Source organism: Streptomyces sp. NPDC028928 (genome assembly GCF_055564915.1).
The window spans coordinates 285,877-310,336 of the sequence record NZ_JBVHVI010000004.1 but is presented as its reverse complement, the minus strand read 5'-3'; the positions used below and the strand labels follow the sequence as shown (position 1 = coordinate 310,336).

The 24,460-nt window shown below is 73.2% G+C and carries 22 protein-coding genes; 18 read left to right on the top strand and 4 right to left on the bottom strand.

Annotated features, from left to right (window positions below; genetic code table 11):
• Nucleotides 1-125 precede the first annotated feature (125 nt).
• The 18 genes from ACZ4U1_RS12625 (at nucleotide 126) to ACZ4U1_RS12540 (ending at nucleotide 20,282) form a co-directional block, all read left to right on the top strand.
• Nucleotides 126-1,826 carry a nitrite/sulfite reductase gene (locus ACZ4U1_RS12625; protein WP_467902638.1) on the top strand — a complete coding sequence of 567 codons (1,701 nt, stop codon included), beginning with the start codon at nucleotides 126-128 and terminating at the stop codon, nucleotides 1,824-1,826.
• Nucleotides 1,823-2,005, top strand: a complete 183-nt coding sequence (locus ACZ4U1_RS12620) for a hypothetical protein (RefSeq protein ID WP_358641148.1) — start codon at nucleotides 1,823-1,825, stop codon at nucleotides 2,003-2,005. Before ACZ4U1_RS12625 ends, ACZ4U1_RS12620 begins: the two co-directional genes overlap by 4 nt.
• The gene (locus tag ACZ4U1_RS12615; protein ID WP_467902636.1) at nucleotides 2,002-2,712 is read left to right on the top strand and encodes a phosphoadenylyl-sulfate reductase; all 711 of its coding nucleotides are present in this window, start codon (nucleotides 2,002-2,004) and stop codon (nucleotides 2,710-2,712) included. The genes ACZ4U1_RS12620 and ACZ4U1_RS12615 overlap by 4 nt, the downstream gene beginning before the upstream one ends.
• A gap of 26 nt (nucleotides 2,713-2,738) precedes the next feature.
• Nucleotides 2,739-3,275, top strand: a complete 537-nt coding sequence (cysC, locus tag ACZ4U1_RS12610; protein WP_467902634.1) for an adenylyl-sulfate kinase — start codon at nucleotides 2,739-2,741, stop codon at nucleotides 3,273-3,275.
• Nucleotides 3,272-4,207, top strand: coding sequence for a sulfate adenylyltransferase subunit CysD (gene cysD / locus ACZ4U1_RS12605; protein WP_467902632.1), 936 nt, complete (start codon nucleotides 3,272-3,274; stop codon nucleotides 4,205-4,207). Before cysC ends, cysD begins: the two co-directional genes overlap by 4 nt.
• A gap of 2 nt (nucleotides 4,208-4,209) precedes the next feature.
• Nucleotides 4,210-5,544: a sulfate adenylyltransferase subunit 1 gene (locus ACZ4U1_RS12600; RefSeq protein WP_467902630.1), complete on the top strand. Its 1,335-nt coding sequence runs from the start codon at nucleotides 4,210-4,212 to the stop codon at nucleotides 5,542-5,544.
• Nucleotides 5,545-5,766: 222 nt separating this feature from the next.
• Nucleotides 5,767-6,870, top strand: coding sequence for an aliphatic sulfonate ABC transporter substrate-binding protein (locus ACZ4U1_RS12595; protein ID WP_467902628.1), 1,104 nt, complete (start codon nucleotides 5,767-5,769; stop codon nucleotides 6,868-6,870).
• Nucleotides 6,871-6,906: 36 nt separating this feature from the next.
• Complete coding sequence (locus tag ACZ4U1_RS12590) at nucleotides 6,907-7,686, top strand: ABC transporter ATP-binding protein (RefSeq protein WP_467902626.1); 780 nt, start codon at nucleotides 6,907-6,909, stop codon at nucleotides 7,684-7,686.
• On the top strand, nucleotides 7,673-8,551 hold the full coding sequence (locus ACZ4U1_RS12585) for an ABC transporter permease (RefSeq protein WP_467902624.1): 879 nt from the start codon (nucleotides 7,673-7,675) through the stop codon (nucleotides 8,549-8,551). The genes ACZ4U1_RS12590 and ACZ4U1_RS12585 overlap by 14 nt, the downstream gene beginning before the upstream one ends.
• A gap of 2 nt (nucleotides 8,552-8,553) precedes the next feature.
• Nucleotides 8,554-9,306 (top strand): sirohydrochlorin chelatase, encoded by a 753-nt coding sequence (locus tag ACZ4U1_RS12580; protein WP_467902622.1) that lies wholly within the window; start codon nucleotides 8,554-8,556, stop codon nucleotides 9,304-9,306.
• Nucleotides 9,307-9,452: 146 nt separating this feature from the next.
• Nucleotides 9,453-11,657, top strand: a complete 2,205-nt coding sequence (locus tag ACZ4U1_RS12575) for a hypothetical protein (RefSeq protein ID WP_467902621.1) — start codon at nucleotides 9,453-9,455, stop codon at nucleotides 11,655-11,657.
• A 3-nt stretch (nucleotides 11,658-11,660) separates the two neighbouring features.
• A complete protein-coding gene (locus ACZ4U1_RS12570) occupies nucleotides 11,661-12,956 on the top strand; it encodes a TRAFAC clade GTPase domain-containing protein (protein ID WP_467902619.1) in 1,296 nt (431 codons plus the stop codon).
• Nucleotides 12,953-15,436 carry a GTPase-associated protein 1-related protein gene (locus ACZ4U1_RS12565; protein ID WP_467902617.1) on the top strand — a complete coding sequence of 828 codons (2,484 nt, stop codon included), beginning with the start codon at nucleotides 12,953-12,955 and terminating at the stop codon, nucleotides 15,434-15,436. The genes ACZ4U1_RS12570 and ACZ4U1_RS12565 overlap by 4 nt, the downstream gene beginning before the upstream one ends.
• The gene (locus ACZ4U1_RS12560) at nucleotides 15,433-17,112 is read left to right on the top strand and encodes a TRAFAC clade GTPase domain-containing protein (RefSeq protein WP_467902615.1); all 1,680 of its coding nucleotides are present in this window, start codon (nucleotides 15,433-15,435) and stop codon (nucleotides 17,110-17,112) included. Before ACZ4U1_RS12565 ends, ACZ4U1_RS12560 begins: the two co-directional genes overlap by 4 nt.
• Nucleotides 17,109-17,231, top strand: a complete 123-nt coding sequence (locus tag ACZ4U1_RS12555) for a hypothetical protein (protein ID WP_467902613.1) — start codon at nucleotides 17,109-17,111, stop codon at nucleotides 17,229-17,231. Before ACZ4U1_RS12560 ends, ACZ4U1_RS12555 begins: the two co-directional genes overlap by 4 nt.
• 79 nt (nucleotides 17,232-17,310) lie before the next feature.
• Nucleotides 17,311-17,979 (top strand): vWA domain-containing protein, encoded by a 669-nt coding sequence (locus tag ACZ4U1_RS12550; RefSeq protein WP_356160178.1) that lies wholly within the window; start codon nucleotides 17,311-17,313, stop codon nucleotides 17,977-17,979.
• The gene (locus ACZ4U1_RS12545) at nucleotides 17,973-18,944 is read left to right on the top strand and encodes a PP2C family serine/threonine-protein phosphatase (protein WP_467902611.1); all 972 of its coding nucleotides are present in this window, start codon (nucleotides 17,973-17,975) and stop codon (nucleotides 18,942-18,944) included. The genes ACZ4U1_RS12550 and ACZ4U1_RS12545 overlap by 7 nt, the downstream gene beginning before the upstream one ends.
• On the top strand, nucleotides 18,945-20,282 hold the full coding sequence (locus tag ACZ4U1_RS12540; protein WP_467902610.1) for a protein kinase domain-containing protein: 1,338 nt from the start codon (nucleotides 18,945-18,947) through the stop codon (nucleotides 20,280-20,282).
• A gap of 42 nt (nucleotides 20,283-20,324) precedes the next feature.
• Here the strand turns inward: ACZ4U1_RS12540 and ACZ4U1_RS12535 are convergent, their stop codons facing one another.
• From ACZ4U1_RS12535 to ACZ4U1_RS12520, 4 genes are all read right to left on the bottom strand, one after another.
• Nucleotides 20,325-20,648 (bottom strand): hypothetical protein, encoded by a 324-nt coding sequence (locus tag ACZ4U1_RS12535; RefSeq protein WP_467902608.1) that lies wholly within the window; start codon nucleotides 20,646-20,648, stop codon nucleotides 20,325-20,327.
• Nucleotides 20,649-20,715: 67 nt separating this feature from the next.
• Nucleotides 20,716-22,242 (bottom strand): hypothetical protein, encoded by a 1,527-nt coding sequence (locus ACZ4U1_RS12530; protein ID WP_467902607.1) that lies wholly within the window; start codon nucleotides 22,240-22,242, stop codon nucleotides 20,716-20,718.
• 244 nt (nucleotides 22,243-22,486) lie between these two features.
• A complete protein-coding gene (locus tag ACZ4U1_RS12525; RefSeq protein ID WP_467902605.1) occupies nucleotides 22,487-23,179 on the bottom strand; it encodes a mycothiol-dependent nitroreductase Rv2466c family protein in 693 nt (230 codons plus the stop codon).
• 81 nt (nucleotides 23,180-23,260) lie between these two features.
• A complete protein-coding gene (locus ACZ4U1_RS12520) occupies nucleotides 23,261-24,277 on the bottom strand; it encodes a ketopantoate reductase family protein (protein ID WP_467902604.1) in 1,017 nt (338 codons plus the stop codon).
• Between the last annotated feature and the right edge of the window lie 183 nt (nucleotides 24,278-24,460).

Sequence of the window (24,460 nt, the reverse complement as noted above, 5' to 3'; positions counted from 1 at the left end):
GCCCCAGCACCGCCGCGAACCCCCCGCATTCCACTCTCCTTGCGCAAGGACGCGCACGCCTGCCCGCGTGCGCGCATCTGTGCAGGTCAGACCTGACTCCCACCGGTCCGAAGGACGTACAAACCATGGCCGCCACCCCACAGAACCCCGCCGCCTCCGCGCCCCGCCGCAAGGTGAGCCGTCACCGCGGTGAGGGCCAGTGGGCCGTTGGCCATTTCACGCCCCTCAACGGCAATGAGCAGTTCAAGAAGGACGACGACGGTCTCAATGTGCGGACACGCATTGAGACGATCTACTCCAAGCGGGGCTTCGACTCGATCGACCCGAACGACCTGCGCGGCCGGATGCGCTGGTGGGGGCTGTACACCCAGCGCAAGCCCGGGATCGACGGCGGCAAGACCGCGATCCTGGAGCCGGAGGAGCTGGACGACAGCTACTTCATGCTGCGCGTCCGCATCGACGGCGGGGCGCTCACCACCCGGCAGCTTCGGGTGATCGGCGAGATCTCGCAGGAGTTCGCGCGCGGCACGGCGGACATCACCGACCGGCAGAACGTCCAGTACCACTGGATCCGGATCGAGGACGTGCCCGAGATCTGGGACCGGCTGGAGGGCGTGGGTCTGTCCACGGTCACCGCCTGCGGTGACACCCCGCGTGTGATGATCGGTTCCCCGGTGGCGGGCATCGCCGAGGACGAGATCATCGACGCCACGCCGGCGCTGGAGGAGATGAAGCGCCGGGTCCTGAACAACAAGGCGTACTCGAACCTCCCCCGCAAGTTCAAGACGGCCATCTCGGGTTCGCCGCTGCTGGACGTCGTGCACGAAATCAACGACGTCGCGTTCGTCGGCGTCCGCCACCCCGAGCACGGGCCGGGCTTCGACGTGTGGGTCGGCGGCGGTCTGTCCACCAACCCCAAGCTGGGCGTGCGGCTCGGCGCGTGGGTGCCGATCGAGGAGGTCCCGGACGTCTACGAGGGCGTCATCTCGATCTTCCGTGACTACGGCTACCGCCGGCTGCGCAACCGCGCCCGCCTGAAGTTCCTCGTCGCCGACTGGGGCGCGGAGAAGTTCCGGCAGGTGCTGGAGGACGAGTACCTGGGCGGGCGCAAGCTGATCGACGGGCCCGCTCCCGAGCAGCCGGTGCAGCAGTGGCGCGACCACATCGGTGTGCACCGGCAGAAGGACGGCCGGTTCTACGTCGGTTTCGCGCCGCGGGTCGGCCGGGTCGACGGGGCCACGCTGACGAAGGTCGCCGACCTCGCCGAGGCGCACGGCTCGGGCCGGGTCCGCACCACCGTCGAGCAGAAGATGATCATCCTCGACGTCGAGCAGGACAAGGTCGACTCGCTGGTGGAGGGCCTGGAGGCGCTGGACCTCACCGCCCGGCCGTCCTCCTTCCGGCGCGGCACGATGGCCTGCACCGGCATCGAGTTCTGCAAGCTCGCCATCGTGGAGACCAAGCAGCGCGGCTCGCAGCTCATCGATGAACTGGAGCGCCGTCTGCCGGACTTCGACGAGCCGATCACCATCAACCTCAACGGCTGCCCGAACGCCTGCGCCCGTATCCAGGTCGCGGACATCGGTCTCAAGGGCCAGCTGGTCCTCAACGACGAGGGCGAGCAGGTCGAGGGCTACCAGGTGCACCTCGGCGGCGCCCTCGGCCTGGAGCCGGGCTTCGGCCGCAAGGTGCGCGGCCTGAAGGTGACGTCGGAGGAACTGCCCGACTACATCGAGCGGGTGCTGAAGCGGTTCCAGGCGGAGCGCGAGGACGGCGAGCGGTTCGCCACCTGGGCCGCGCGGGCTTCCGAGGAGGCTCTGTCGTGAGTGAGCGCGCGGCGCCTTTCTACTGCCCCTACTGCGGCGACGAGGACCTGCGTCCGCATGAGCAGGGCCATGGCGCCTGGGAATGCGGGGCGTGCAACCGCGCATTCCAGCTGAAGTTCCTCGGGCTGCTGGCCCGGGGGCTGCAGCGGGCCGACAACGGAGGGGATGACCGGATATGACGACGGCTCAGGAAGAACGTACGACCGAGGAGTTGAAGGCGCTCGCCGAGCAGGCGGGCCGTGACCTGGAGGACGCGTCCGCGCTGGAGATCCTCCAGTGGGCGGTGGACACCTTCGGCACGAAGTTCTGCGTCACCTCCTCGATGGAGGACGCCGTGGTCGCCCATCTCGCCTCGCGCGTGCTGAAGGGCGTCGACGTCGTCTTCCTCGACACCGGCTACCACTTCCCGGAGACCATCGGCACCCGGGACGCCGTGGAGGCCGTGATGGACGTCAACGTCATCACCCTCACCCCGCGGCAGACGGTCGCCGAGCAGGACGCGGAGTACGGCCCGAAGCTGCACGACCGCGACCCCGACCTGTGCTGCGCGCTGCGCAAGGTGCGGCCGCTGGAAGAGGGCCTGAAGGGCTACCAGGCGTGGGCGACGGGCCTGCGCCGCGACGAGTCCCCGACCCGGGCGAACACCCCGGTCGTCGGCTGGGACGAGAAGCGGCAGAAGGTCAAGATCTCGCCGATCGCCCGCTGGACCCAGGACGACGTGGACGCGTACATCACCGAACACGGCGTGCTCACCAACCCGTTGCTGATGGACGGCTACACCTCCGTCGGCTGCGCCCCGTGCACCCGCCGGGTCCTGGAGGGCGAGGACGCGCGGGCAGGCCGCTGGGCGGGCCGCGCCAAGACCGAGTGCGGGCTGCACGGATGACGAACGATCAGATTCAGGAGAACCACGTGACGACCGGAGCCACCGTCTGGCTCACGGGTCTGCCGAGTGCCGGCAAGACCACCATCGCCCACGAGCTGGCGGGCCGGCTGCGCGGCGAGGGCCACCGGGTCGAGGTGCTCGACGGCGACGAGATCCGCGAGTTCATCTCGGCGGGCCTCGGCTTTTCCCGGGAGGACCGGCACACCAACGTGCAGCGCATCGGCTTCGTCGCCGAGCTGCTCGCCCGCAACGGCGTCAAGGCGCTGGTGCCGGTGATCGCGCCGTACGCGGACAGCCGGGACGCGGTGCGGGGGCGGCACGAGGAGAACGGGACGCCGTACCTGGAGATCCATGTGGCGACCCCGGTCGAGGTGTGCAGCGTGCGGGACGTGAAGGGTCTGTACGCCAAGCAGGCCGCGGGCGAGCTGTCGGGACTCACGGGCGTGGACGACCCGTACGAGGAGCCGGAGAAGCCCGATCTGCGGATCGAGTCGCAGCACCAGACGGTGCAGGAGTCCGCCGCGTCGGTGTACGCGCTGCTGAGCGAGAGGGGACTGGCATGACCACGGTCGCCAAGGTGGAAGAGGGCACGGACAGCCCGTACGCCCTGTCGCACCTGGACGCTCTGGAGTCCGAGGCGGTGCACATCTTCCGTGAGGTGGCGGGCGAGTTCGAGAACCCGGTGATCCTGTTCTCCGGCGGCAAGGACTCCATCGTCATGCTGCACCTCGCGCTGAAGGCGTTCACGCCCGCGCCGGTGCCGTTCTCGCTGCTGCATGTGGACACGGGACACAACTTCCCGGAAGTCCTTGAGTACCGGGACCGTGTGGTGGCCGCACATGGGCTGCGCCTCCATGTGGCCTCCGTCCAGGACTACATCGACCGCGGTGTGCTCAAGGAGCGCCCCGACGGGACGCGTAACCCGCTGCAGACGCTTCCGCTCACCGAGAAGATCCAGAGCGAGAAGTTCGACGCCGTGTTCGGCGGCGGACGGCGGGACGAGGAGAAGGCCCGCGCCAAGGAGCGCGTCTTCTCCCTGCGCGACGAGTTCTCCCAGTGGGACCCGCGCCGCCAGCGCCCCGAGCTGTGGAACCTGTACAACGGCCGGCACGCCCCCGGTGAGCACGTCCGCGTCTTCCCGCTCAGCAACTGGACCGAGCTGGACGTCTGGCAGTACATCGCCCGCGAGGACATCGAGCTGCCGCAGATCTACTTCGCGCACGAGCGCGAGGTGTTCCAGCGGGGCGGCATGTGGCTGACCGCGGGCGAGTGGGGCGGCCCGAAGGACGGCGAGACCGTCGAGAAGCGCCAGGTGCGCTACCGCACCGTCGGCGACATGTCCTGCACCGGCGCGGTCGACTCCGACGCGACCACGCTGGACGCCGTCATCGCCGAGATCGCCGCCTCCCGGCTGACCGAGCGGGGCGCGACCCGCGCCGACGACAAGCTGTCCGAGGCCGCGATGGAAGACCGCAAGCGCGAGGGGTACTTCTAAGCATGAGCACGACCACGACCGAGGCGCTCTCGGCCACCACCCTGCTGCGGTTCGCCACCGCCGGCTCCGTGGACGACGGCAAGTCCACCCTCGTCGGACGGCTGCTGCACGACTCCAAGTCGGTCCTCGCCGACCAGCTGGAGGCCGTGGAGCGGGCCTCCGCGAGCCGTGGCCAGGACGGCCCGGACCTCGCGCTGCTCACCGACGGCCTGCGCGCCGAGCGGGAGCAGGGCATCACCATCGACGTGGCCTACCGCTACTTCGCCACGCCCCGCCGCCGGTTCATCCTCGCCGACACCCCCGGCCATGTGCAGTACACCCGCAACATGGTCACCGGTGCGTCGACGGCCGAGCTGACGGTCATCCTGGTCGACGCCCGCAACGGCGTGGTCGAGCAGACCCGCCGGCACGCGGCCATCGCCGCCCTGCTCCGCGTCCCGCACGTCGTCCTCGCCGTCAACAAGATGGACCTCGTCGGGTACGAGGAGGGGGTCTTCGCCGCGATCGCCGAGGAGTTCACGGCGTACGCGACGGAGCTGGGCGTCCCCGAGGTCACCGCGATCCCGATCTCGGCGCTGGCCGGCGACAACGTGGTGGAGCCGTCCGCGAACATGGACTGGTACGGCGGCCCGACCGTGCTGGAGCACCTGGAGACCGTGCCGGTCAGCCACGACCTGGCGCACTGCCACGCGCGGCTGCCCGTGCAGTACGTGATCCGGCCGCAGACCGCCGAGCACCCGGACTACCGGGGCTACGCGGGTCAGATCGCGGCCGGTACCTTCCGGGTGGGCGAGCAGGTCACCGTCCTGCCGTCCGGCCGGACGACGACGATCACCGGCATCGACCTGCTCGGCGAGCCGGTCGACGTCGCCTGGACGACGCAGTCGGTGACGGTGCTGCTGGCGGACGACATCGACGTCTCGCGCGGCGACCTGATCGTGCCCACGAAGGACGCGCCGGCCACCACGCAGGACGTGGAGGCGACCGTCTGCCATGTCGCCGACGCGCCGCTGACCGTCGGCCACCGGGTGCTGCTCAAGCACGGCACGCGCACCGTCAAGGCGATCGTGAAGGACATCCCGTCCCGGCTGACGCTGGACGACCTGTCCCTGCACCCGCACCCGGGACAGCTCGTCGCCAACGACATCGGCCGGGTGAAGATCCGTACCGCCGAGCCGCTGCCGGTCGACTCCTACGCCGACTCGCGCCGCACGGGCTCGTTCATCCTGATCGACCCGAACGACGGCACCACGCTCACCGCGGGCATGGTCGGCGAGTCGTTCGCGTCCCCGGAGCCGGTCAAGGACGAGACCGGCGACGACGGTTGGGACTTCTGAGCATGAGATCCCCTGACGTCTACTCGACGTTCGCGAAGGAGGGCGGCCGCGTCGGCAGCGGCGACCTCGGCAGCGGGCAGGGCGGAGTGGCGCGATGTGTGCGCTGACGTACGCGCACCGCTTGCGCGCCTCCACCCCCCACCGCCGTGAACGAAGACCTGCCGACTTCCCGGCCACGATCTGAGAGACGTGACCGCCGGGCCTCCGAGAGGAAACCCTCCCGTGCCTGCAACACAAGCCTTCCGCCGTACCCTCGCGGTGATAGCCGCGCTCCCTCTGCTCAGCCTCGCCGCCTGCGGCTACGGTTCCGAGGCCAAGGACGACGGCACCGCCAAGATCGCCGACGGCGCCGAGAAGACCGACGGGCTCGACTCCGTCAAGATCGGTTACTTCGGCAATCTCACCCACGGGACCGCGCTGGTCGGCGTGCAGAAGGGCTTCTTCCAGAAGGAGCTGGGCGCCACCGAGGTCAAGCCCGCCGTCTTCAACGCCGGCCCGTCCGAGATCGAGGCCCTCAACTCCGGCTCCATCGACATCGGCTGGATCGGCCCGTCCCCGGCGATCAACGGCTACACCAAGTCGAACGGCAAGAGCCTGAAGATCATCGGCGGTTCGGCCTCCGGCGGCGTGAAGCTGGTCGTGAACCCGGAGAAGATCAAGTCCCTGAAGGACGTCGAGGGCAAGAAGATCGCCACCCCGCAGCTGGGCAACACGCAGGACGTGGCGTTCCTCAACTGGGCCGCCGAGCAGGGCTGGAAGGTCGACGCGCAGAGCGGCAAGGGTGACGTCACCGTCGTCCGCACCGACAACAAGATCACCCCGGACGCCTACAAGTCCGGTTCCGTCGACGGCGCCTGGGTGCCGGAGCCGACCGCGTCGAAGCTGGTCGCCGAGGGCGCCAAGGTGCTGCTGGACGAGTCGACGCTGTGGCCGGACAAGAAGTTCGTCATCACCAACATCATCGTGCGGCAGGGCTTCCTCGAGGACCACCCGAAGGCGGTCGAGGCCGTTCTGAAGGCGGCCGTCGAGACCAACAAGTGGATCAACGCCCACCCGGACGAGGCGAAGGCCGCCGCGAACAAGCAGCTGGAGACCGACTCCGGCAAGGCGCTGCCGGCGGACGTCCTGGACCCGGCGTGGAAGTCCATCCGGTTCACCGACGACCCGCTGGCCGCCACCCTCGACACCGAGGCGCAGCACGCGGTCAAGGCCGGTCTGCTGGAGAAGCCGAACCTCAAGGGGATCTACGACCTCTCGATCCTCAACAAGGTCCTCAAGGCCGAAGGCGGGAGCCCGGTCGACGACGCCGGCCTCGGCTCCAGCTGACGCCGGTCCCCGATGAGTCCCCAGGAGGTGACGACCATGGCCACGACCCTCGCCAAGGCCGACGAGACCGTCGACTTCGCGGCACGCCTCGAGCACGTCTCGAAGTCCTTCACGGGACCGGGCGGGCAGCAGCTCGTCCTGGACGACATCAGCATCGATGTCGCGCCGGGCGAGTTCGTCACCCTCCTGGGGGCCTCGGGCTGCGGCAAGTCCACGCTGCTGAACCTGGTGGCCGGCCTCGACCGGCCGACCGCCGGGTCCATCACCACGGACGGCCGGCCCGCCCTGATGTTCCAGGAGCACGCCCTGTTCCCGTGGCTGACCGCGGGCAAGAACATCGAACTCGCGCTGAAGCTGCGGGGTGTTCCCAAGCCGCTGCGCCGCGACAAGGCCGAGGAACTGCTCGAACTGGTCCGGCTGAAGGGCGCGTACGGCAAGCGCGTCCACGAACTGTCCGGCGGTATGCGCCAGCGCGTGGCGATGGCCCGCGCGCTCGCACAGGAGAGCAACCTGCTGCTGATGGACGAGCCGTTCGCCGCGCTCGACGCCATCACCCGGGACGTGCTGCACGACGAGCTGACCCGCATCTGGGCGGAGACCGGACTGTCCGTGCTGTTCGTGACGCACAACGTGCGCGAGGCCGTACGGCTCGCGCAGCGCGTGATCCTGCTGTCCTCCCGCCCGGGGCGGATCGCGCGCGAGTGGGAGGTCGACATCCCGCAGCCGCGCCGTATCGAGGACGCGCCGGTGGCCGAACTGTCCCTTGAGATCACCGAAGTACTGCGTGGGGAGATCCGCCGTCATGGCCAGCACTGAGACGACACCGGTCCAGGACGCCGGGAGCGTCGAGGCGGGCCTGGACGCGCTGGAGACCACGGCCACCGGCCGCCCGTCCCTCCGGCAGACCTTCGTCGACAAGATCCTGCCGCCGATCACCGCCGTCGCGGTGGTGATCGTCGCCTGGTTCATCCTCTACCCGGTCGTCGACAACCCGACGAAGCTGCCGTCGCCGGGTGCCGTGGCGAGCGCCTTCAAGGCCGCCTGGCTCAAGGGCGAGCTGCTCGGCTACATCTGGACCAGCGTCTCGCGCGGTCTGCTGGGCTTCGCCTTCGCGCTCCTCATCGGCACCCCCCTGGGTCTGCTGGTGGCCCGGGTCACGTTCGTGCGCGCGGCCATCGGGCCGATCCTGTCCGGCCTGCAGTCGCTGCCGTCGGTGGCGTGGGTGCCCCCGGCCGTGATCTGGCTCGGCCTGAACAACTCCATGATGTACGCGGTGATCCTGCTCGGTGCCGTCCCCTCCATCGCCAACGGCCTGGTGTCCGGCGTCGACCAGGTGCCGCCGCTGTTCCTGCGGGCGGGCCGCACGCTGGGCGCCACGGGTGTGAAGGGCGTCTGGCACATCACGCTGCCGGCCGCGCTGCCCGGCTATGTGGCCGGCCTGAAGCAGGGCTGGGCCTTCTCCTGGCGTTCGCTGATGGCCGCCGAGATCATCGCGAGCTTCCCCGACCTGGGCGTGGGCCTCGGCCAGCTGCTGGAGAACGCCCGCACCGCCAGCGACATGGCCATGGTGTTCGAGGCGATCCTGCTCATCCTGTTCGTCGGCATCGCGATCGACCTGCTGATCTTCAGCCCGCTGGAGCGGTGGGTGCTGCGCAGCCGCGGCCTGCTGGTGAAGAGCTGACCATGCGCAACGAGCCCGTTCTCCTCGTCATCGCCCACGGCAGCCGCGACCCGCGGCACGCGGCGGCCGTGCACGCCCTCGTGGAGCGCGTACGGTCGCTGCGGCCGGGCCTGCGCGTGGAGACCGGGTTCCTGGACTTCAACGTCCCCTCCGTGCAGGGGGTGCTGGAGTCCTTGGCGGCGGAGGGAGTGCGGGACGTCGTCGCCCTGCCGTTGCTGCTGACCCGCGCCTTCCACGCCAAGGCCGACATCCCCGCCGTGCTGCGGGACGCGCCGGCGCGGCTGCGGATCCGGCAGGCGGAGGTCCTCGGACCGTCCCCGCTGCTGCTGTCCGCGCTGGAACGGCGCCTGTACGAGACGGGGCTGACACCCGCCGACAAGTCCTCGACCGGGGTCGTGCTGGCCTCGGCGGGGTCCTCCGACCCGGAGGCGATCGCAGTGATCGCCGACATCGCGCGGGAGTGGTGGCACACCGGTTGGTGCGCCGTGCGACCTGCGTTCGCCTCCGCTGGTTCTGCCGCGGGGTTCCCCCGCACCGAGGACGCCGTGCGCGAACTGCGCGCCCTCGGCTGCGAGCGGGTCGCCGTCGCGCCCTACGTCCTCGCCCCCGGCTTCCTGCCGGACCGCATCGCGCGGGGCGCGGCCGACGCGGACGTCCTGGCGGACGTGCTGGGCGCGGCGCCGGAGGTGGCCCGGGTGCTGCTGGAACGGTACGACACGGCCGGGCGGCCGGCTCTGGCGGCGCTCCCGGCGTGACCACCGGTCCGGGCAGACCGGCGGCCATCGAGGCACCCTCTCGTCCCGGCACGCTCCCACCTGCTCCGTTTCCCCGAAAACCCCTCCTCGGCGGGGCTGGATCTGCTGGGATGGACCCCTGAGCACTATCGGGGGAGAACGGTTCAGTGGCCGGTCAGGAGTTCGGGCATCACCTGGGGCTGCCCAGGGCGCTGTCGGGTCTGCCGCTCAGTCCGCTCGTGCCGGGGTACGGCACTCTCGCCGCCGCCCAGCACGCGGCCGGCCTGCGCCACCTCGGCGAGGTGCTGGCGGCCGGCCCCGGCGGGTTACGCGTGCTGGACGGACTGTACGTGCCCGCGGGGGTGCGGGGCCGGCGCCGGGTGGACGTGCCGCTGCTGGAGGCGCTGGCCGGGTCCGCGGACCCCGCGGTCACCCCGCTCGCCGCGCGGCTGGCCGAGCTGCACCGCGCCGACCCGCAGGCACCCCGCCGGGTCGTCCTCTACCAGCTGATCAATCTGCTGCAGGACCAGCCCGAGGGCCGGCACGAGTCCTTCGTGCGGAAGCTGGGCGTGCACCCGAGCGAGACCGCGGGCCTGGTGGCGGCGGCCCGGCTGCGGCCCCGGCTGGACCGGCGGCAGCGGGACGCCGCCGAGTCCCTGGCCGACGCCCGGGCACAGGGGCGGCTGCACCGGCTGCGCGCCCTGCTCGACCGGCTCCCGGCGGACGGCGCCGACCCGGCGCTGGCGGCCGTGCGGGCCGAGGCGGCCGAGCGGCTGCGTACCGCCGAGGACGCCCTGCGGGCCGGGCGGCGGGCCGAGGAGCGGGGCGACCGGGAGGCGGCGAGCGCCGGGTACCTGTGGGCGCTGCACGCGGCCTCGGACGACCGGCGGGCCCTCGGCGGACTGGTCCGTGTGCACGGCCGCCGGCCTACGCTCGACACCGAACTCCGCTCCGACCACGTCGCGTTGGCCTGGAAGGAGAACCGGGAGCCACCCGGCGAGTGGCGGCTGCTGCGGCTGTACCGGGACGGCCGGGGCAAGCCCGCCGTACGCACCGTCGTCGGGTCCGTCACGGCCACGGCCGCCGCGGGCACGGCCCGGGACACGGGGGCCGAGCCGGGCACCACGGTCCGGTACGCGGCCCTGCCGCTGCGCGACGGACGGCTGGACGGCCCGCCCCTGGTCTCCCGGCGGCTGCTCGTCGCCCCCGAGGTGGAACGCCCGGTGCTGACGGACGGCCCCGAGCGGATCGACTGCTCCTGGCACCGGCCGCCCGGCGCCGCCGACGTCACGGTCGAGCACACCGGACCCGACGGACGGACCACTCGACTCCCCGCTCGGGACGACGGGTTCACCGCCACCGGGCTGGCCTCCGGCAGCCACGCCGTCCGCATCGTGTGCCATTACCGTACGACCGGCGGCCGTACCGTCCCCTCCCCCGGCGTCCGGGCCACCGCCACCGTGCACCCCTGGCCGGAGCCCGTGCGCACGCTGACCGCCCGGCCCGCCGACGGGGCCGTACGGTTCGCCTGGACCGGGGCGGAAGGGGCCGAGGTACGGCTGGTGGCGTGGCCCGGCGGGGCACCGGAGCCGGGCAGCGAACTGCGCGCCGAGGAGCTGCCGGCCCCGCTGGACTGGCCGGAGTCGGCGGGCGGTCTGTGCCCGCCGCCCGGCACGTACACCGAGGTGGCCGCGGTCGCCGTGCGCGGTGCCCGGGCGCTGGCGGGGCCGGTGGTCGGCGTGGAGGCCGTACGGCCCGTAGCCGGGCTGACCGCCCACCGGCTCCCGGACGGGCAGGCGCGGATCGGCCTGGACTGGCCCGAGGACGTCTCGCACCTGGTGGTCGGCTGGACACCGGTGGGCTCCACGGGCGGCGGGGAGCACACCGTCACGGCGCACGCCTACCGGCGCGGCGGGCTGCACCTGCCCGTCGGTCCGGGCGCCGTCCGGGTGCGGGCCGCGTCGGTGCCCCGGGTGCCCGGCGCGGTGGTCGTGGTGCCCGCCGCCGCCGAGGTGCTGGTGCCGGCGGACGTGGCCGTCTCCTACCAACTGGTGCGTGCACCACGGCGGTTGCTGGGCCGGGGCCGCAGCCGACTGCTGCGGGTCACGCTGACCGCGCCCGGCGGGTTCGCGGAGGTCCCGGAGTTCGTGTGCGTCGCGCGCGGCGGCACCCTCCGCCCGCGCAACGCCACCGACGGGACGACCGTCCTGCGGATCCCCGGGCCCGAACTCGCCCGGCACGGCAGCCTGGAACGGGAACTGCCGGCCGCCCCCTGCCCGGCCCCCTACACCCTGCGCTGCTTCCTGCTCGGGGAGCACGCCGCCTCGGTCCGACTCGAAGAACCCTCTCTCGCCAGCCTGGTGGTGCGCTGAGCCATGACGACCGTGATCTGCCCCTACTGCTTCACCCGCGCGTCGGCGGCGAGGCTGCCGTACCGCTGTCTGATGACCCCGAACGGGGTGCGCGGCGGCTCGCCCTGCGGGCCCGAACCGGACGAGAAGTGGGCCGCGTTCGTGGGGCCCGGGGTGCCTCCGGCGGCCCGGATGCGCGGGCCGGTGTTCACCCCGGCGCGCAGGTTCGCCGGACTCGCCGGGCCCGGCGGCTCCGGCAGCAGCGTGGCCTGCCCCGACTGCGGAGTGCCGACGCCGGTACGGGTGTGCGGGTCCTGCCACAGCGACCTGCCCAGCGACTACTGCGACCAGGACAGCCGGATCATCGCCCTGGTCGGCGCCAAGGCCTCCGGCAAGAGCACCTATGTGGCCGTGCTGCGCAACGAGTTGGACCACCGGGTGGGGCAGGCCTATCACGCGTCGCTGGCGGCGATGGGACAGCACACGCAGGCGCGGGACAGGGAGATGACCGAGGACCTGTACGAGCGGCTGCGGCTGCCCGCCGCCACCCGGCCGGCCGCGCTCGGCTTCAACGACCCGCTGCTGTACCGGCTCAGCCTGCCCCGACGCGGGCTGCTGGGCGGCTCCGGCACCCGGCACACCACGCTCGTCTTCTTCGACGCGGCCGGCGAGGACCTCGCGGACGCCGAGGCGATGGACCGCTACACCCGCTACCTGAGCGCCGCCGACGGCATCATCCTGCTGGTCGACCCGCTGCAACTGGGCTCGGTGCGCGACCGGTTGCCGGTCCACGACGGCCCTCCGCTGCCGGTGGTGGAGACCTCGCCACGGCAGATCGCCGCCGATCTCGCGGCCCAGCTGCGCACCCACGGCAAGGGCAGGGCGGGCGGCCGGGTGACCACCCCGATCGCGGTGGCCGTCACCAAGACGGACATGCTCAAACCCCTGCTCGACCCGCACTCCCCGCTGCTGCGCAACGCCCCGCACCCCGGCGGCGCCTACGACGCCGAGGACCGGCTCGCCGTCCACGAGGAGCTGCGCACCCTGCTCACGGACTGGGACTCCGGCGCGCTGCTGCGCCAACTGGAGCACGACTTCGACCGGTTGTCGCTGTTCGGGCTGTCCGCGCTGGGTGCGCCGCCGCCCGCGAACGCGCCCGCCGACGTACCGAAGTCGGGGCCGCAGCCGGTGCGGGTGGAGGACCCGCTGCTGTGGCTGCTCTCCCTGCGCGGGCTGCTGCCCGTACGCACGGCCGCGAAGGACAAGGCCGGACGGGACAAGGCCGGACGGGACAAGGCCGGAAAGGAGCGGGTGCGGTGAGCCTCGCCCAGCTGCACTACACCTCGGCGCCGCCCGGCCCGGACGGGTCCGGCTTCCGCTTCACCGCGGTCAGCCCCGGCGTACCGGCCACCCTGCTGCGGGAGGCCGAACAGCTCATCGGGTACGAGCCGCCGCGGGACCTGCCGGACCGGCCGGACACCGAGCAGCTGAAGTCCTTCCCGAAGGCCTTCTCCTGCAGCGAACTCTCCGACGGTGGGCGCCTGTTGTGCCGCTCGGTGTACACCGGCGCGGACTACAGCGGGCGGTGGGGCAACTTCCACGCCCACGCCGTGCACCTGCCGCCCGGGACCCGGCTGCCCGACGGGGCGCTGCCCATCACCGTGTGGGAGTCGCCGCGCTGGGCGGACTCCACTCCCCCGGGCGGGCGGCCGGAGCCGGTGGACCGGATCGAGCCGTCCCGGCTGCTGCGCCGGGACGGGCTCGTGGCGTTCGCCCGGTCCCGCACGGACCGGCTCGCCGCGTTCTTCGCCGACCTGCGCACGCTGGCCGACGGCAGCGACGTCCGGCAGATCGTGCTGGTGGAGCGGGACAGCGCGGACGTGGCCCAGTGGATCGCGCTGGCCTGCACGGTCCTGCCGCGCGAGCAGGCGCACCGGCTGACCTTCACGACGTACACCCGGCGACCGCAGCAGGCCCGGCAGCAGATCGTCGGGGCGCTGCCCGCGTCGGAACCGGTCGGGCACGACCACCGGTTCCGGGTGCACGACTGCACCGGGCGGGCCACCGGGGAGCCCGTGACGGACGCCTGGGCCGAGGTGTGCGCGCGGATCTGGACGGCCGGGCGGCCGGAGCTGTTCCGCGACACCGCCCGCGACCTCGGGGACACCGCCGACGATGTCGGCCGCCTCGCCGTGGCCGCGCTCGCCGAGGGCATCGCGCTGCCCCCGGCGGCCCGCGCGGCAGCGGCCCGCCGGGCCACCGAACGCACCGCCGAGCTGCCCGAACCCACGCTGACGGCGCTGCTCGGGGAGCTGGCGCGGGCGACCGACGCGGACGACGGAAGCGCCGGGGACGAGGAACCGGCCGCGCTCGCCGCCCTGTTGGCCCGGCTGGACGGACAGGTACCCACGGTCGTGTCGGCGCCGCTCGCCGCGCGGGTGCTGACCCTGGCGGTCCGCGGTCGCGGCCCGGTGCCCGCGCTCGGCGCGGGCTCGCTGACCCCCGAGGTACGGGCCGCACTGGCCCGGGACCTCGCCCCGGCCCTGCGGCGCGCCGTCGCCGACCCTGCCGAAGCGCCGACCGGCCGTCCCCTGGCGCTGCTCCACCTCGCCGACCTGCTCGACGTCAACTGCGCGGACCTGCTGCCGGACTTCGCCGGACGGGTCGCGCGCGAGCTGGTGCGCACGGAGCCGGTGAGCGCTGCGCCGGATGCCGCCCTCCTCGACGCCCTGCACGGCCACCCGGCCCTGCGCACCGCCCTCTTCGGGGCACTGAACGCGCTCGCGGCGGCTCAGCCGGCCACGGTCGCCGGGCGGCTCGCCGGGTCGGGGCTGCCGGTAAACCTGGACCCGGGCTTCCCGCATCTGCGGATGTGCGTCCTGGGCGGCGCGGCGGCGGGTGCGGCCGGAGGTGACCGGCGGAGCCGGCTGCGCGTGGTGCTGCACACCGCCGGGGTCTCACCGCACGCCGAACCGGCCGTCCTGCGCACCGCGATCCGTCTGGTGTGGCCGGACGAGCCGCCCACCGGCGAGGAGGCGAGCCTGCTGCTGAACGAGCTGGGCTCGGACGCGCACCGGCTGGCCGGCACCCGGGACCTGCTGGTGGCCGCCGCGCTCGCCGCGCCGGCCGAGGACGCCGCCGCCCCGCTGCTCGCCGCCGACCTGCTGCGCTGCTTCACCGATGAGCTGGCCCCGGCGCACCGGGCCCCGCTGCTGTTGCTGGAGTTCGCGGCGCTGCTCGGTACCGACGGCGAGGGTGAGAACTGGGTGGAGCGGGTCCGGGCGCTGCGGGACGGCGCGGTCGAGGCCGTGCCCGAGCAGGTGACCCGTCGGGTGTACGACGCCCTCGCCCGGCGGCTCCTGACCGTGCCGGTGCCCGAGAGCGAGCTGTACGCGCTGGCCCGCTCGGGCGACGCGGCGCTGCTGGCCGCGTACGAGCGGGCGGCGCGCGGTGCCACCGTGGCCGAGCGGCTGCGCACGGCACCGTCGTACGTGGCCGCCCGCTTCTGCGACTGGAGCGCCTACCAGGACACCCACCCCGGCTGGGAGGCGGTGCGTACGACGCTGCTGGCCAAGGTGTTGCGGCCGGTGGTGCGGGCGCTGCCCGCCGAGGACCGGGACGCGGTCGAGGAGGCGCTGCGCCGCACGGGCCGGGGCCGGCTGGACGCGTACCGGGCGTGGAACCGGCCGGGCGCCCTGGGCCGGCTGGCGGGCCGGCTGACCGGGCGCGGCCGGCGCGAGGACACACGGACCCGCTGGCCCGGGGATGTGCAGCCGCCCGCCGGCGGAGGTGCCCGGTGAACGCCGGAGGCGGTGACTCCGAGCTGCACCTCGCGTTGCAGGTGGTGCTGGCCCTGTTCGGCTGGGCGGGGCTGGTCGCCGTCGCGGTGTGCCTGTTCCGGACGCTCTGGGAGTTCCTCGGCCGGGGTGTGCACGCGGTGTGGCGGAGCCTCGGGCCGTGGCAGGCGGGCCACCTGGACCCGCGCCTGACCGGCGCCGTCGGCACGGAGCCCGCCGAACTCGCCTACTGGTGGCGGCAGATGTGGGCGGACGCGGGATCCGCCGGCCGGGACGGCATGCGGATGCTGTGGCGGGCCTTCACCGATCCCTGGATGGACCGGACCGTGCGGAACCTGTTCCGCGGCCGGCGCCCCCGGGGCAGGTGGGTCCGGGCGCCGCTCGGCCGGTTCCTGCTGGCCACGCTGATCGCCCCGGGCACGGCGGCGGGGGCGCTGATCGGCGCGGTGCTCGCCACCGTCCTGCTCGGCTGGACGCTGCTGGTCTTCGCGCTGCTGCTGGGCGTGGTCTGGCTGGGCTGGGCGGCGGGCGTGCCCCTGCTGCGCGCGGTGGAGCGGGCCTGGACGCTGCTGCGGGGCCTGCGCGCCGCCTGCCCGCACCCGGGCTGTTACGCACCGGTGCCACTGGCCGTGCACCGCTGCCCCGGCTGCCCGGCCCGCCATGCCGAGCTGCGGCCGGGCCGGTACGGCGCCCTGTGGCACGTGTGCGGCTGCGGGCGCCGGCTGCCGGCCACCCGGCTCACCGGCCGGGGGAAGCTGTCCGCGCTGTGCCCGCACTGCGAGCAGGTCCTGCCGCCGGCCGTGGCCACCACCCGGGTGGTGCACACCCCGCTGGTCGGCGGGACGTCCTCCGGCAAGACGATGCTGATGGCGGCCATGGTGGAGGGGCTGCACGCGTGGGCCCGGGAGGGTCACCTGCGCGTCGAGTACGCCACCGTGGCCGACCGCAGCTCCCGGGCCGGGATCAACCAGCAGCTGAACCGGACCGGTTGGGCGCACGCCACCACCGGCGGCCCGCCACGCGCCCTCATGCTCACCGTGGCCCGGGGGCGGCGGCGCCGGCTGCTGTACCTGTACGACCCGATGGGCGAGTCGGTGAGCGACGCCGAACGGGTGCGGGCGCAGCGGTACCTCGCGCACGCGGACGGGGTCGTCCTGGTCGCCGACGTGCTCGCCGACCCCACGGTGCGGGCGCGGCTCGGCCCGGCGGACGCCGAGCGGGCGGAGCGGGCGCGGCCCTCGGCGCAGGGCCCGCGGACCACGTACGAGCGGCTGACCGGTGAACTGGCCGCGCTGACCGGACGGCGGCGCCGGCTGCCGGTGGCCGCGGTCGTCACCAAGCGGGACGTGCTGGACCAGCTGACCTCGCTGCCGGTGCCCGGCGACGGCCGGATCGACGACTGGCTCGGTGACATCGGTCTGGGCGCGCTGGTGCGGGCCCTCGGCCATGACTTCGGGGCGGCCCGCTACTGGGCGGTCAGCGCGCACGCGGCCACCGGCACCGGACCGCTGGAGAGCGAGCAGCGGCGGGCCGCCGAACCGGTGCTGTGGCTGCTCGCGGCCTCCGGGCTGCGCACCGGCCCGCTGACCGGGCGGGCCGGGAGCGGGACGGGCCGGCTGCCACGGCCCCGGCGGCCGGAGAAGGAAACCGAGAGGGAAGGCGGGTACCGCCCGGCATGAACCATGTGACTCCGCCCGTCGGCCGGGCCCGCCGGGTGATGGCGGGCTTGTTCGTCACCGCCCTGCTCCTGGCGGCGGCAGCCATCGCCGGCACGGCCTGGCTGCTGCTACCGCCCTGACCCGACCCCCTCGCCTTGACACCAAGCCCCTCTTCGACAGGAAAGGAACCGCGGCGTGAGTGACATTCCCGGCGGGCCGATGGCCAACCGGCCGGTCCACTTCATCTGGCTGCTGGACTGCTCGTTCTCGATGCACGGCGAGAAGATCGCCAAGCTGAACTACGCCATCAGGGAAGCCGTTCCGGAGATGCGGTCGGTGGCCCACGACAACCCCGCGGCGCAACTGCTGCTGCGGACGGTCACCTTCTCCACGACCGCGCAGTGGCACCACCAGACTCCGGTCCCGGTGGACGACTTCACCTGGCAGGACGTGCAGGTCGACGGCATGACCAACCTCGGTGAGGCGCTGCACCTGGTCGCCCGCGAGCTACAGACCCCGCCGATGCCGCAGCGGGCGCTGAAGCCGGTGCTGGCGCTGGTGTCGGACGGGGTGCCCACCGACGACTGGAAGGCGGGCCTGAAGGCCGTGGACGCCACCCCGTGGGGCCGCAAGGCGGTCCGGGTGGCCATCGCGATCGGCGCGGACGCGGACCGTGGGGTGCTCCAGGAGTTCCTCGGCAACCCGGAGCTGCAACCGCTGGACGCCAACAGCCCCAAGCAGCTGGCGGCGGCGATCCGCTGGGCGTCGACGGCGGCCGTGAAGGCGGCGTCCCAGCCGGTCGCCGGTGACGGTTCCGGGGTGAGCACGGCCAAGCAGCCGTACGCGCCGCCGGTGCTGGACGACGACGATGACGACGACGTGTGGTGACGCTCGGGGTGCGACGGTGGGAGACGCTGGCGGGCAGCGTCCAGGGCGTGGGCAAGCGCCGCAACCAGGACTGGTACGAGTGCCGGGGCGCCGGGACCGGGGCCGACCCGCTGGTGCTTGCGGTGGCCGACGGGCACGGCTCGGCGGTGCACGCGCGCAGCGCGCTGGGCGCGCGGTTCGCCGTGGACCGGTTCCTGGCGCTGGCCGCCACGTTCGGGCGGGCGGCGCGCGACTGCCATGAGCCGGGGCGGCTGACCCGGCTGATGACCTATGCCCGGGACGACTTCCCGCGGGCCCTGGTCCACGAGTGGCGCCAGGACGCCCTCGGCCACTGGGACCGGAACCGCCCGGTGGTGGAGGAGGCCTCCCGGGAGCCGGGGCCCGAGGAGAAGCTGGTCCTCTACGGCACCACGCTGATCGGCGCGGTGCTCACGCCGTGGCTGTTCGTGGCCTGGCAGATCGGCGACGGCGACCTCGCGGTGGTCGAGCACGACGGCACGCTGATCCGTCCGCTCGCGCCCGCCGAGGAGGACCTGGGCGACGAGACCGAGTCGCTGTGCGGGCGGGAGGCGTGGCGGTCGATGCGGATGCACTGGGCACCGCTGTTCGAGGAGGCCCGGGCCCCGCGGCTGGTCGTCCTCTCCACGGACGGCCTGTCGAAGAGCTTCGCCTCGGGTGACGGGTACACCGAGTTCGTCAGGGGCCTGTCCGCCCGCCTCACCGAGGAGGGCAGCGCGGGCATCCGCAGCTCCCTCCCGGACTGGCTCACCGAGGCGTCCCGCTATTCCGGCGACGACACGACCCTGGCGGCGGCGGTACGGCCGGAAGAGACCCCGCAGGACACCCCGGAGAAGCCCCTCGAGGAGTCTTCGCAGCGGAGCGCGGCGGAGACCGCGGCGGACGCCCGGGCGGAACCCGGCCCGGCCGGGGGCGATGTGGACATGGAACGGAAGACGGAGACGTAGATGAGCGGCATGCTCGATGGCGGGACGCGCCTCGTGGCGGAGAACGGCGATGACGTCGAGATCCTGGACTTTCTCGGCGCGGGCGGCCAGGGCGAGGTGTACCGGGTCCGGACGCCGCACGGGGAGCGGGCGCTGAAGTGGTACTACCCGACCCTCGCGACCACGGACCAGGAGGCGATCGTACGGGAGCTGGTGACCCGGGACTTCGCCGACGACCGGTTCCTGTGGCCGGAGGCCTTCGTGCCGGCGCACCGCGGCTCGTTCGGCTATCTGATGGGGCTGCGCCCGGACCGCTACAAAGGTCTCCCGGCGCTGTTCCGGAGGCAGTTGCGCACCAGCCCGCGTGCTCTGCTGACGGCCTGCCTGTACACGGTGGAGGCCTATCAGGCGCTGCACTCGCGGGGCATCGCCTACCGGGACATCTCCTGGGGGAACATCTTCTTCGACCCGGACACCGGTGACGTCCTGGTCTGCGACAACGACAACGCGGTGGTGGAGGGTGACGCCACCGGCATCTCCGGGACCATGGAGTTCATGGCGCCGGAGCTGGTCCGCGGGGATCCGGGCGCGCGCCCCGGCACCCAGTCCGACCTGCACTCGCTCGCCGTACTGCTGTTCATGCTGCTGATGAACCACCACCCGCTCAAGGGCAGGCGCGAGTTGGGCATCCACTGCCTGGACGAGGCGGCCGAGCGCAAGCTGTACGGCAAGAGCCCGCTGTTCGTCTTCGACCCGGCGGACGACGCCAACGCGCCGGACCCGATGGAGCACGCGACGGTGCTGGCCACCTGGGACGCGGCGGCGGAGAGGCTGCGGGAGCTGTTCCGGCGGTCGTTCACCACCGGGCTGCGCGATCCGGCGGCCCGGGTCCGGGAGTCGGAGTGGCGTGACGCGCTGCGGGCGGTGCTGGACTCGGTGGTCGAGTGCGCCTCGTGCGGGCGGCAGAACATGACCGAGCCGGGGGAGAACCCGCCGCCGCGGGACTGCTGGGGCTGCAAGGCCCGCCTGGTGCTGCCGCCACGGCTGACGGTGACCACTCCCCCGCCCCGCACCGAGCACCACATCCGGCTGCGCCGAGCCGCCCGGGTGCAGGTCCATCACCTGCTGCCGGAGCCGGCCCGCCACGACTGTTCGGACGCGGCGCTCGTCGCGGAGCTGGTCGAACACCCCAAGAAGCCGGGGCGGTTCGGGCTCGCCAACCGCTCGCGGGAGACCTGGACGGGCACCCGCTCCGACGGCACGGTGCAGAAGATCGAGCCCGGTCAGACGGTGCCGCTGCGGTCGGGGCTGGACCTGGACCTCGGCGGCGGTGTCCGCGCGGTGGTGCGGGCGCGGTGACGTCCCTGGGCCGGAGCCCCGTGGCGGCGGGGCTCCGGCCGCTCACAGGCCGAGGGCGTTGATGAGTTGCTGAGTGAAGGCGAGGCTGCCGGTCCCGGCCGACGCCGCGATGGCGATGGTCTCCAGCGCGGACCGGATCCGGCCGCGGTTCGGCGGCAGGCCGTCGTCGGCGGACTCCTGGAACTGGGCCTGGATGATCTCGCCCTGGGGCACCAGGTGCGGGTACTCGGCGCGCAGCGTGTCGGTGAGCCGCTGGGCGAGGTCCATCATGGTCGGCAGGTCGGGGTGGGCGTGGTTGATCTGGATCTGGCCGTGGTCGCCGAAGTTGGCGGGGCCGTTGACGTTGCCGAAGTTGTAGGTGCTCATGTCCTGTCCTCGCTTCTGCTCCGGCGCCTGGCTTGCGGGCCGGAGGAGTCGTGGAGATGGCTGGGGGTTACGGCTTCGGCGCGGGCGGTCCGGATCCCGCGGGCCCGGGGCCGCCCTGGGCTCCCGGGCCGCCCTGGGGGCCGGGCCCTTGCTGCCCGCCCAGGAGGATCGTCCCGTGCGCGCCGAAGTTGCTGGGGCCGCTGACGTTACCGATGTTGTAGGTCTGCGTGTTGATGACCTGTACGGCCTTGTCGAACGAACTGGTGTCGATGTTGTGGTCGCGCAGGAACCGTTCCGTGGCGGTCAGTACGCCCTGCTGGAGCCGGAACAGGTAGTCCTGCGCGTCGGTGCGTTCGATGTAGCCGGCCTCGTCCCAGGCACCGAGGTCCTCGCGCAGGCTGCCGGTGGCGCCGTAGTCGTGGCGGACGTGCTGCTTGGTGATGGCGCGGCGGGTCCTGGCCAGGTACCGGTCGTGGTCGCGCTGCCAGCGCCGGCGCCGCAGGATGCGGCCGAGGGAGCCGCGCAGTTCGGGTCCGGTGCGCCGGGTGGCGTGGCGGACCAGGGACCACCAGCGTTCGAAGGGCGCCACGGGGAGCCGGTCGACGCGGTGGAAACGGCCGTCCAGCGGCGGTATCGCGTAGGCGGCCACCTCCCAGGTGAGGCTGGGGTGTTGGAGGATCGCCCGCAGGTACATGGAGACGATGAGCCGGCCGCCCTCGCCGACCCGTTCCAGGCACAGGTGGGTGCGCATGCCGGCCCCCGGTGTCTGGAGGCCTGCCTGGACGAGCTGCTTGGGTATCTGGGCCCGGGGCCGCCGGGTGGGGTCGGGCACCAGCTCGGGTATGAGGTGGGCGTTGCTGCCGCGGACGTAGAGCCGGTTCCTGGCCCGCAGGCCCTGGAGCCCGGAGATGTTCTCCATCTGCCGTGCCACGTAGGTGTGCAGGTCGATGACGTCGAACGGGCGCAGCGGGAGTTTGCCGCCGCCGGGTGCGTCGGCGGGTCTGCTGATGTCGATGGGCTGCCAGACGACTTCCTTGATCTTGTCGCCGCTGCCGACGAACGGCGAGGTGTAGGCGGCCTCGTCGGCGTACGGCAGGACGTTGGCGCGTTTGAGGTCGTGCAGCGCGGCCTCGGCCTCGGGTTCCACCGGGGGTGCCGTCTGTTCGGGTTTCTCGGCGGAGAGGAACACGTTCCGGGCCGTGTCGCGGCTGCGGGCCTCGGTGTGGCGGACCAGCGTCCAGGCGACCGCGTAGGCCCCGAGAGGGCCGAAAATCGCCACCCATCCGAGTGACGGGCGTGCGTTGACCAGCCCCCAGAGTCCGACGAGGACCGTGAGGGGTACGGCCGCCAGGAGGCAGGCGAGCCGGCGGTCGAGGGCGGCGCGGCGGAGGGTGGCCACGCGGGCGTGCCGGGCGAGGGCGACGAAGTTGATGTTGAGACTCAGCCCCAGGGCGTTCAGCCGGTCTCCGGTGAGCACCCGGTCGACGTACAGGGCGAAGTCGTCGTCGAGGTGCACCGAGGCGCTCAGGCGCCGGGTCACCCCGTCCTTGCGGTACTGCGGCAACGACGGCAATGGTCTGCCGGTCACACTCATCCGTCCGTCCCCCTCAGGCGTTCCGCGCGTTTCACCCTAGGGACAACGCCGCGGGTTTGTCGCGTGGTTCGGTGAGGCGCGGTGCCGGGAGGCGGGCGTGTGGTAACGGCCGCCGCGGTCCGGCGCTCCCCTGTGACGTCGGACCGCGGCGGCTCTTCCTTCTGCGCCGGTCGGGGCTGCCGTGTCACACGTGCGGCGCGGCCGGCCCGCCGGAGGGGCGTTTATCGGCCAACCCTGCTTCGGGTCAGTCGAACCGGAGCGCGCCGGTGCGGGTGCGCTTCAGTTCGAACAGGTCGGGGTGGCGGGCCAGCACCCGGAAGCTGTCGAAGAGTTCGGCCGCCTCGGCGCCGCGCGGTACGGCGCGCAGCACCGGTCCGAACCACACCGTGCCGTCGAGGTGGAGGGTGGGGGTGCCGACGTAGCCGCCGGTGTCCGGCTCGGCGCCGGCCTCGTGGCTGCGGCGGACCGCGTCGTCGTGCGCCGGGTCGTGGGCGGCGGCGGACAGCTCGGCGGGGAGCCCGAGTTCGGCCAGCGACTCGGTGATCACCGTGTCGAAGTCCTTGACGCCCTGTTCGTGGATGCGGGTGCCGAACGCGGTGTACAGGTCGCGCAGCACCGTGTCGCCGTACCGTTCGGCGGCGGCCACGGCGACCCGCACCGGGCCGATCGAGCGGTCCACCAAGTCCCGGTACCAGTTGGGCAGTTCGTTCCCAGCGTTGTGCAGGTACAGGCTCATCGCCCGGAACCGGAGGTCGAGCGGGCGCAGGCGCTCGACCTCCAGCAGCCAGCGGGAGGTGATCCAGGCGAAGGGGCAGGCCGGGTCGAAGAAGAAGTCGATCCGGGTGGGGACGGCGAGGGTCCGGGAGTCGGTGTCGGTACCGGTCTCGGTACCGGTCTCGGTACGGGTGTCGGTACGGGTGTCGGTGCTGTGCGTCATGACGGTGACGCTAGTGCGCCGGTGGCACAGCGCCCCGGCCCAATCCCCCTCCCTTTCCTTGGCCCACTTGCCCGCCGACCGTCAACTCCCCTGCGCCACCGCCTCGTCGGCCAGCCGCACCAGTTCGGCGACCGGCATCGAACCGGCCGCCCGGTGCTCGCGGGCGAACTGGTTCGCGAGGCGTTGCAGCAGCTCGTTCAGCGGGGTCGGGACGCCGTGCAGCCGGCCGAGCAGGACGATCTCACCGTTGAGGTAGTCCGCCTCGATGGTGCCGGTGCCCCGGACGAGGGACTGCCAGGAGGAGCCGCCGCCGCGCGGGGTCCCGTCCAGCGGGACCAGGGTGACCTTGTCCCCGCGGGCCGCGCGCTGCTCCTCCGCGCCGGTGTACGGGATCCCGGCGGCGTCGAGCACCGCCTCGCCCTCGGCCCGGACGCGCGCCAGCAGGGCCTGGGCGGCCTCGCTCGCCACGGGTCCGCCGACAGCTTCGAGGGCGTTGCCGAGGTTGCCGAGCAGCTTGGCGTACTGCCAGCGGGCCACGTCGGGCACCACGGGCGCCTCGAAGTGCGCCTGGGCGAGGTCGGCGGCGATCCGGCGGGCGGTGTCGTCGGTTCCGTGCGGGGTGCGGCCGAGGTGCAGGATGCCGGTGAGCGGGGCGCCGGCGGCGGAGACGACGCCGGGTTCCACGAAGGTGGACGGCAGCCAGACGCAGACGCCGTACACGTGCCGGAAGCGGCGCAGCGCCAGCCGACCGCTCTCGACGCCGTTCTGCAGGCAGACGAGCGGCAGCCGCTCGGCCGCCGTGCCGCCGCCGGCCACGGGCGCGTCGGCCCAGGTGTCCAGGGCGGCCACGGTGTCCTGGGTCTTCACGGCGAGCACCAGGACGTCGTCGGCGCGCAGCCCGCCGAGCGGGCCCGGCCCGTCGACGGCGGGCAGACGGTACGTCAACTCCCCCTCGGGGACCCGCAGTCGCAGCCCGTTCTCCTGGAGGGCGGCCAGGTGCCGGCCACGGGCGACGAGGACGACCTCACGCCCGGCCTGGGCCAGCCGGCCACCGACGGTACCGCCGACCGCGCCGGCTCCGATGATGATGTAGCGCATGGCGCAGAGCCTCGCACACGCGTCCGACGCGCGGCGCCGGCACCCGGTGGCGGAGGTGCGGCCGTCGTGCCCCGTGGGGGCGGGCACGACGGCCGCGCCCGGCGTACGCCGGGTTGCGCGAAACTCTCGCTGATCAACGGGGGGCGGTTCAACTCCTACACGCAGCTGTGACTTGTTCAACAA